We start from the raw sequence: 8,156 nt of genomic DNA, 5'->3' as shown, positions 1-8,156 counted from the left end.
TGGTTTGTGCAATAACTTTTAGAAAAAGGAGAAACTTATGTATTTTTGCAACCACCTCTGCCTTGTTGGCCGGCTTGAAGAAGACGTTAATGTTGTCTTCAAGGACAAGAATGAACGATTGGCTACCTTTACTCTGCTCACTCCCATAGCCGGCAGTAAGCATTTTTTTAAATACCGCGTTTCTGTCGAAAATCAATCATTTGTGGAATACGCAGCAAGTTGCTTGCTGGCAGGCAAACTGGTGTTTGTCTTGGGAAAGTTTGAACCAGCTTTGGAAGATTCTGGACCCTCCTGGATTGTGATCTCTGAAGATTTTGGCATACTGCATCCTATAGGATCGCATGTGCATCCTCCTCTACCCATGCCAACTTTGAACAAAGCAACTTAAGCTAGCAATTGAGAAAGTGGCGCTTGATGGCGCCACTTATCTCTTGCTTGCAGCTTTACAGTACCTTTCCGGCTAGAGTGTGTGTGGCACTGTACCAGTTCTATTCCACATCTCCCCCAAACCAAGTTTTCTGGTGGCATAAGGGATAGCCTGCCATTGAAACAAACTCTACCAGGAAAGAAGCATATCGGCTAAAAGCTTGGTACCCACTGAATAGGAATCATTTTTGTGCGATACGTTGGACAAATTTAGGACGGCTTTAGAGAAGTTTGGAATAGAACTGGTACAGTGCCCCATCACGTTGACAGCGCTGATTTACAAAATTAAACTAGCAATGAATTGTGCTACAATTCACTGGATTTGATACCCAATTCTTCAAAAAGCCAGCCAAAATCATACTTTTGTTCAGGAGTCGTTTTGGCATTTCTGTCTTCAAGATTCTCGAGCTCTTTTAGGAGAGATATTACGGTTTTTCGACCTTCCTTTGTTTTAACCATTGCACGAGGCGATTTATTATCCAAAACAGGAAGCTTGCTATCAATCCATTGCCGGTAATGCTGATCCATCATTGCATGAACAACAGCGATTTCTGCTTCAGATACACCTCGAGCTTCTGAACCCGGCTCTTTGTTTGCAATCTCTGAAATTCTCTCCGGCAACTGAATGTCAAGTTCTGGTTCTGCGATCATCTTTCCGAGATTTTCTTTGAGAAAAAACTCTACTATTGTCGCCCGTTGTTCCGAGTTCACCTCCACAATAAGCTGCTTATTTTTAAGCTTAAAGTCAGCATAAAGATTATAGACCGCAGCACCGTCCCATGCTTGGATTTTCGTATCCACAAACACTTTTTTATTGTCGCTATCTTCCTTCTCTTCAAAACTATCGTTATGCGGATGACCCTCTTCCACCCATATCCAATGCCGGTCTTCATCATCAATCTTAAGCTTCTCAAGTGAGTTGAGCTTTGCTGCAACTTTACTGGCAGCAGCTTTAAGGGGAAAAGTCATTGTGCATAGCTTGAAATTATCACCATCTCTATTAAACAGCTGTGTTTCTTGATCTGGCTGCATACTAAATTCAAGCCAATATTCTGCAATCAGTTTTACCCATAACTTTTTCAGCATAAGCTCTGTGTAAGCTGCGTCATCCTGAGTACCAAGCCTTTGCATTACAGCTGCATCTATTCTTTTTATGTTCTCAATCAGATCATCAATGCAATCCTTTTCCAAGAGCAACAAACCGCCAGCTAAAACGTATCGCTTGCCCATTTTAACCAATCGAACACCTAAAACATCCCACTTTGCAATATGCTGCGTGGCTTTGTTTTCTAAAACTTTGATTGGTGCAGAATTGCCTTGCATCATGTCTCGCAAGGTCAATGATTTACCAACATCAATATCAACCACCTCGTATAAGCTCATATAGGACGACCGCATTCCCTGATAGTATTTTTTTTCATCCGTGGTCAGGGCGTTACCACACCTTTTAATAAATGCATCAATCGCATTCCACAAATCCTCAGTTTCAGGGTCGGGGTAATCATTGGACAAAAAAAACTCCAAAGCAACCGGGTAAAGACACATTTGCTGCTGGTCATTCAGGCATTCTTCAATGTCGTCGGTATCCAGATCGTCAGTTTCGGGATTGAAGTTAGGATCGATTAATTCTCCAAAAAATGACCCCAGGCCTAACTTATAAAAACACCGTTCTTTGTTACTAAGCTCCTGGATAAAATTATTTATTTTATCGGTATTTATTTTCATTTGATCGTCCAATCTGATATCAATGGTTGAATCTACCTAATGTAAAATTAGAGCACAGGTTACAATTATTAGCCTATATTTGCAACTTTTTTCAGCCACTCCCACTGGAAAATAATTTGTAATTGCTCAACCGGGGTCTAGAACCCCCTTACTTTTATTCGGATGAAAATTTTCCATCAGCCAAGGAAAACGATCAAACCCGCATAGATCCTGGATTCCTTGAACCCCCGGTTGAGCAATTACAATAATTTGATTCGTCCATTTTCTCCGAACAATATCCAACAACCGCATCTTGTACGTTAAAAAAAAATTAGTTCAAAATCAAAGACTATGTTAAGTATTTATTCTCAACCACGCGATGTACTTAAAGGTCCCAAGAATATCCACTGCTATAATAACTTTAAAGCTTTAAGGAATCAAGATTGCGAATTTCATCTAATGAATTCGGAATATCTCTATACTGACTGCGTTCTTTTTCCAGCATTTTCGTTTTTAGGTGGTATTTCTTTCCGACGTGTATCAAAGCTTCTAGTGCTGCAATAGTGAATATATCGTCTAACATTGATACATTATTGCGATCTGCCCAAATAAGAATATCAGCGTTAATCTCTATGGCAATGGTTAAATCACCATATTTCTTACTCAATCCCTGATACCAAGGAGCCCTTTTATTCTTGTGCCCAAAACGGATATTCATCCCAATCCAAGTAAAAGGTGCACCATCTAGATATGATGAATTTACAATATCCTCTTCAATTTTGTTTTGCAATTTTACCAGAGAATTTCCAACATTTTGCATTCTCTCTTCAACAATGGCAATACCTGATGGTACAAATTTTCTATTGTGACCCATTATCTTCTCCAGCTTAATGATTGTTCTTATTTCCAGGTAAAGCTTTGTTACCGTAAAGTTTTCTTACAGTTTCAATTCTCTTAGTTTCACCCACTTTAGCGTCTTTTTTATTAAGATATTTTTGGCGTATTCTGGTTACGTATACATCTCCGGTTTCACGTCTGAATTTTCTTGCCTGCTGTTCTGCACGTTTTGAAGCACCATCTCTCTTTCTATAGCCCTGTGTACTTTCCCCAATTTTTGCATTGTATCTCCTTGATACGTTTCTAATACTATACACATGAGTTTCCCCCTGATATTGGAGAGAATTTCTATGTACCTTAGTGCTATCTTTTGCCTTAGAACCAGCAGAGCCGCCTCGCATGCTTTTGCTCCACAATCCATTCAGGTCCAAAGCTTCAAGTTTGACTTTTCCTGAAGTCTTCATCCTCCAAGCAGTTGCTTTCTGAGAAGGGAGGTTTTTAGGGACCTTAGTGGCTTTTGGAGCCTTGGAAACTGGATTGAGTTTTTGCCCAACTCGAGCAACTTTGATAAGAGTTTGACTTTTTTTGGCAATCTCCACAGGGGCTAAGAATTTTTTGGGACCAACAACGGAAAGTGCTGCGTAAACATAGTCACCGGCATTTTGCCCCAGTCTTTGATCTCCTGTAGCCCACCTGGTACCGCGCCGGATGTAGGTGCGTCCAATATCTGAAACATACTCAACTCCTTCTCCAAACTTTGACCACAAACCGAACGTTAACGTATCAAGTTTTTGACTTTCGGAAGCAATATGTTCAAGGGCACAATAGCCTGCTGTGCGCGCAATATTTTTAGCGTTAATTTCACCGGCTAACAATCGATCTTTGGCGACAGACCAATTGCCAATTTCATTTGTTGTTCCCTGCATCAATTGTTCAAAGCCAGTATCTGGAAGACGAGGCGGGCTACCATTTCGTTGAGGCGCAGGCTGCCCTCTTACGGTTGTACGACCTCTTGTTTCAAAATTTGGTTGAGGTTGAAGCGCGTGTTGTGCGCTTTGGGTGCGTGGTATGCTAAATTCCTCTGACAAATTTACCTGAGGTACAAACTGTTGAGAGTCCCAACCACTGGTGTCTGGATCCCAGTTTGATACACCTCGAGAACTCAAGTCAGGTTTTCTAGCAGGGATTGGAGTTGTCCTAGTCTGTCTATCGTTTTGCTCATTATTTTCTGGAACAATACCAGTAAACACACCTCGTCCGTTTGAACCCAGCTCTGCTGAAGAGAGGGTCGAGGGCTGTGTTGCAGGGGTAAAGGCTTGGCTGACGGACTCAGCAGCAGGGGTTGGATCACCTGCACCGCCACTTGTACCGCCAAGACCACCACCAGCAGGCGATGTGTTACCGCTGACGGGGGGTTGGCTCGCAAAGCCACTCCCGGCCCCTGAACCTGCACCAGAGTCTGTAGCAGTCCCGGTGGAGGCACCTTCAAAGGTGCCTGCCTGCGTTCCGCCTCTTGGCGAGCGTGTCTCGGTTGCATGTGTATTTGCCCCTGCCTCTGTCTGCAAACCCTCTTGTGGGTTTTCAGCCTTGGTCTTGCTTTCAGAAGCACTCAAACTATCGGCAACGGCTTTAAAAATGGTGCCTGCAATATTGAGCAGCGGCGTGGATTCAACCAGTATATTGATCGGGTTAAAACCTGCACCAGACTTGGTTACTGACTTTGCTTGATTGGCTTTTGGGTTTTTAGCCCTGGTATTTTTAGCCCTGGTATTTGTGGCAGCAGACGTTGCCTCTTGTTCCTCGGTATTTTCTGCGGCTGCTTTGCTCTGTTGTTCTCTGCCTGCTGATAATTCATCAATCGCTTGACCTAACTGCTGCATCTGATTGTACAAAGTCAGCATTGTGCCTAAGGGCGCAGTAAATGCATGACCTTTCTTTTCATGCACTTCTTGCAACTGCTCCTGAATGATTTGCGCGGCGTCAATTTTATCTGGCGAGGCCTCAAGCCGGTCAAAGTAGTTTAGCTGGCTGTGTATTTCAAAATATGTACCGTCACACGATTTTAGGTGCATGCACTGATATGCTTGAGGTTTCGGCAAAGTCTCTTCAAGTTCTGGTGGATAAATTGCAGCATATGCAGGAGCTAATATTAACTGCAGATAAGTAAGCAGTATGAATTGACTGGTAAAGAGGAGTAATTTGTAAACTTTAGAACGCATCTAGTTTCTTAGACCACCAGCTCAAAGCCGGTGGTCCTCTTGCATCAAGTTATGCAACGCTTTTGAAATTTGCTACAACGTACTTAACAACTTGTTGTGCGGATAATTCAACAGCATTATCAAAAGATCCCCCGAGGAAACCTGATGAAACTTTTCCGCCTACGTGAAGTTTGTTTAATTCTTTGTTGTCCTTATCCTTAAATATAACTTCCACAGTCATTTCTCCTTCACCAGTATCCCCAATACCACGAGATGCGTACCTAGCTAAACGACTCCCTTCATTGAACTGAATAAAACGATATTCAATTTTCAGATCTTGGCCTTTGGCCATATGAGCATCAGCAAGGCCCTTATTGATCTCTTGTTCAAATAATTTTTTAACTGATACGTCACAATCGACTGTGGAATCACCCTCCACAAGGTTATAGCTTTTAGCCATGTGTCTTTCTGTTGGTTTATTTAGAACCATTGTGCGGCCGGAGCCTCCACAGCCTGCTAACACAAGCAAACAAGACATACTTAATACGAGAATAGATTTTTTCATTCGTTCTACCTTTCATAATTAATTTTAAATGTTGTCAAACATAATTAGTACACAAAAAATAATTAAACAAAGTCAGGTCATATATAGTTCATTTTTCACCTCCTATTAAACAATTTTTACTTTGACAAAAAGTTGTACAAATTTCCTGGCAGTCGATGTATCAAGGATTGCAGAAAACCAACTTTTTGATTCAGCTTCAGTATAATCATGACAAACCCTATTTATTTAGTATACAGATGTGATACTCCAAAAGGATCCAAGTTAGAACCTGAAAGATCAAGTTTGTCATCTGATTTTATTTCTGTCTCTTCGTCCTCAATTTGCATACACAAAATAATCCCGGTATTGCTCAGTTCTTCACGAACGGATTGTATTTTCTCCTTGGGAACCCACCACGACCAAAGCGTATCCGTAAGTTTTTTGAGATCTCCATGCTCAGGAGAAGACTCTATCCAATCTTTTAAACTTTGTCCATAAACGTCTCGGTCAAGGTGTGGTTGAGTGAGGATGTTGAGAGGGTAGATATCACGGAGATCTCCTGCTTTGTAGGTGCCATCTGAATAGCTGAATTCATTACCCCATTTTGTGATTTCTCTTTCCTCTTCTTCTGAGGGCTCATCTTCTCCCTCGCAACCTATAATACCAACAGTATAAAAAGTAGGGCTGTGGGCAAACCGTCTTTGGAAGCAATAACCATACCTAGGACTAACAAACTGGTTTAACTCTGTAATAAAGCTTTCTAAATAACCTTTAATAAACTCTTGTACTCGGTCACTCCAACACATAACGAGGGTTGAACGGTTATTTTCCTTCAGATACGCAATCGCCTCGGCAATAGCAAGCAAGTTGTTTTTAGGGGCCACACTGGGATTTGCCATTATTGATATCCCTGTGACATCTGCAAAATTATTTTCTATCAGACGTTTTTTACCATATTTATAGCCAATAGAACTACGTCCCCTGGACCCATAGGGGGCATCAAATCCCATTTTATTAGGAGTCAAATTGTGTTTCTCAAACCATTGTTCTGTGTAAAAAAACCAATCTTTGAGAGTAAAATCTTCTGTTCTAAACTCATGTAAAGCAATTGCATTGCCCAAAGGGCCGGGTAGTGTGTCATTAACCATGTGGATATTCAACTCCTGGAATTTTATGTAGTTTATTCTCTCCTCGCAGGTCTTTTGGAAACCTAGAACGAGTATCGTCCATTCTTGCCATTAAATCATTGGGACGATCCGATATACTCTGCACCTCATGCTGATTAATCTTCTGATTTTTTTGCACAACCAACACATCAGGACGTCTGTTAGGTCTAATATTCTCAGGTAAAGCTCTATTAACACCTTTATCCAACAATACAGTTTGTGTTTGGGGTTTCTTGGCCTCGCGAATTGCTATTTTATAAGATTCCAGGGCATGTCCTGGAGTTTTTGTCCTTTGTCCACGTCCAACTATTTTCATCTTCCACTCTTGACCTGGTCGCACTGTCCAAGGTTGCAAGCGAGAATTCCTCGACCCCAGTTGCACACCTCGAATATTCACATTCGGGCTAACCGGCACCTTCCCAAAACCAGCAGAGCCGCCTCGCATGGACTTATTCCACATTCCATTCAAATCCAAAGCTTCAAGTTTGACCTTTCCTGAAGTTTGCATCCTCCAAGCAGTTGGTTTTTTAGAAGGCAAATTTTTAGAAATTTTAGTGGCTTTTGCTGCTTTGGGCTTGGTGGCAGAAGCTAATTTTTGCCCGGCTCGAGCAACTTTGCTAAGAGTTTGACTTTTTTTGGCAATCTCCACAGGGGCTAAGAATTTTTTGGGACCAACAATGGAAAGTGCTGCGTAAACATAGTCGCCGGCGTTTTGCCCCAGTCTTTGATCTCCTGTAACCCAACGAGTACCACGACGAATTCCAGTACGGACACCATCTGAAAGGTATTCAATCGCATCACCAGCCTCTGACCATAAACCCAGAGTAACGGCATCCAATCCTTGATGCGCGTAGGATAAACCTTCAAGTGCACCATATCCGGCTGTACGGCTCAGGGTTTTGGAGCTCATATCACCTGCAAGCAATTGATCTTTAGCTGTGGTCCATGTGCCAATTTCAGAGGTTACTCCTTGAACGCCTTGTTCAAAATAAGTATCTGGAAGACGAGTAGGACTAACATTTCGTTGAGGCGCAGGCTGCTCTCTTACGGACATACGACCTCTTGTTTCAAGATTTGGTTGAGGTTGAAGCGCGTGTTGTGCGCTTTGGGTGCGTGGTATGCTAAATTCCTCTGACAAATTTACCTGAGGTACAAACTGTTGAGAGTCCCAACCACTGGTGTCTGGATCCCAGTTTGATACTCCTCTAGGCCCAAAATCAGGTTTTCTAGCAGGGATTGGAGTTGTCCTAGTCTGTCTATCGTTTTGCTCATTATTTTCTG

The 8,156-nt window shown here is 42.1% G+C and carries 7 protein-coding genes; 1 reads left to right on the top strand and 6 read right to left on the bottom strand.

Going from position 1 to position 8,156, the window contains the following annotated elements; all coding sequences use genetic code 11:
* Nucleotides 1–37 precede the first annotated feature (37 nt).
* Nucleotides 38–388 (top strand): hypothetical protein, encoded by a 351-nt coding sequence (locus tag ABFQ95_06335; protein MEN8237141.1) that lies wholly within the window; start codon nucleotides 38–40, stop codon nucleotides 386–388.
* 344 nt (nucleotides 389–732) lie between these two features.
* Here ABFQ95_06335 and ABFQ95_06330 read toward each other — a convergent pair whose 3' ends face one another.
* From ABFQ95_06330 to ABFQ95_06305, 6 genes are all read right to left on the bottom strand, one after another.
* Complete coding sequence (locus ABFQ95_06330; protein ID MEN8237140.1) at nucleotides 733–2,151, bottom strand: hypothetical protein; 1,419 nt, start codon at nucleotides 2,149–2,151, stop codon at nucleotides 733–735.
* Nucleotides 2,152–2,551: 400 nt separating this feature from the next.
* Nucleotides 2,552–3,004, bottom strand: coding sequence for an Imm39 family immunity protein (locus ABFQ95_06325; GenBank protein MEN8237139.1), 453 nt, complete (start codon nucleotides 3,002–3,004; stop codon nucleotides 2,552–2,554).
* A gap of 13 nt (nucleotides 3,005–3,017) precedes the next feature.
* Entirely contained in the window at nucleotides 3,018–5,186 is a 2,169-nt protein-coding gene (locus tag ABFQ95_06320; protein ID MEN8237138.1) for a hypothetical protein, read from the bottom strand.
* Between the two features lie 49 nt (nucleotides 5,187–5,235).
* Entirely contained in the window at nucleotides 5,236–5,730 is a 495-nt protein-coding gene (locus ABFQ95_06315; GenBank protein MEN8237137.1) for a hypothetical protein, read from the bottom strand.
* Nucleotides 5,731–5,951: 221 nt separating this feature from the next.
* Nucleotides 5,952–6,857 carry a hypothetical protein gene (locus ABFQ95_06310; protein ID MEN8237136.1) on the bottom strand — a complete coding sequence of 302 codons (906 nt, stop codon included), beginning with the start codon at nucleotides 6,855–6,857 and terminating at the stop codon, nucleotides 5,952–5,954.
* Nucleotides 6,850–8,156, bottom strand: a 1,307-nt coding sequence (locus ABFQ95_06305; protein ID MEN8237135.1) for a hypothetical protein, incomplete at its 5' end; no start/stop codon positions are given. The genes ABFQ95_06310 and ABFQ95_06305, both read right to left, overlap by 8 nt.

Source organism: Pseudomonadota bacterium (genome assembly GCA_039714795.1).
GTDB lineage: Bacteria > Pseudomonadota > Alphaproteobacteria > JAGOMX01 > JAGOMX01 > JBDLIP01.
This window is presented reverse-complemented; position numbering and strand designations above follow the sequence as displayed.

What these genes read in the sequence shown, in the direction of transcription:
- ABFQ95_06335 (MEN8237141.1), top strand. Translation starts at nt 38, where the DNA reads ATGTATTTTTGCAACCACCTCTGCCTTGTTGGCCGGCTTGAAGAAGAC.
- ABFQ95_06330 (MEN8237140.1), bottom strand. Translation starts at nt 2,151, where the DNA reads ATGAAAATAAATACCGATAAAATAAATAATTTTATCCAGGAGCTTAGT.
- ABFQ95_06325 (MEN8237139.1), bottom strand. Translation starts at nt 3,004, where the DNA reads ATGGGTCACAATAGAAAATTTGTACCATCAGGTATTGCCATTGTTGAA.
- ABFQ95_06320 (MEN8237138.1), bottom strand. Translation starts at nt 5,186, where the DNA reads ATGCGTTCTAAAGTTTACAAATTACTCCTCTTTACCAGTCAATTCATA.
- ABFQ95_06315 (MEN8237137.1), bottom strand. Translation starts at nt 5,730, where the DNA reads ATGAAAAAATCTATTCTCGTATTAAGTATGTCTTGTTTGCTTGTGTTA.
- ABFQ95_06310 (MEN8237136.1), bottom strand. Translation starts at nt 6,857, where the DNA reads ATGGTTAATGACACACTACCCGGCCCTTTGGGCAATGCAATTGCTTTA.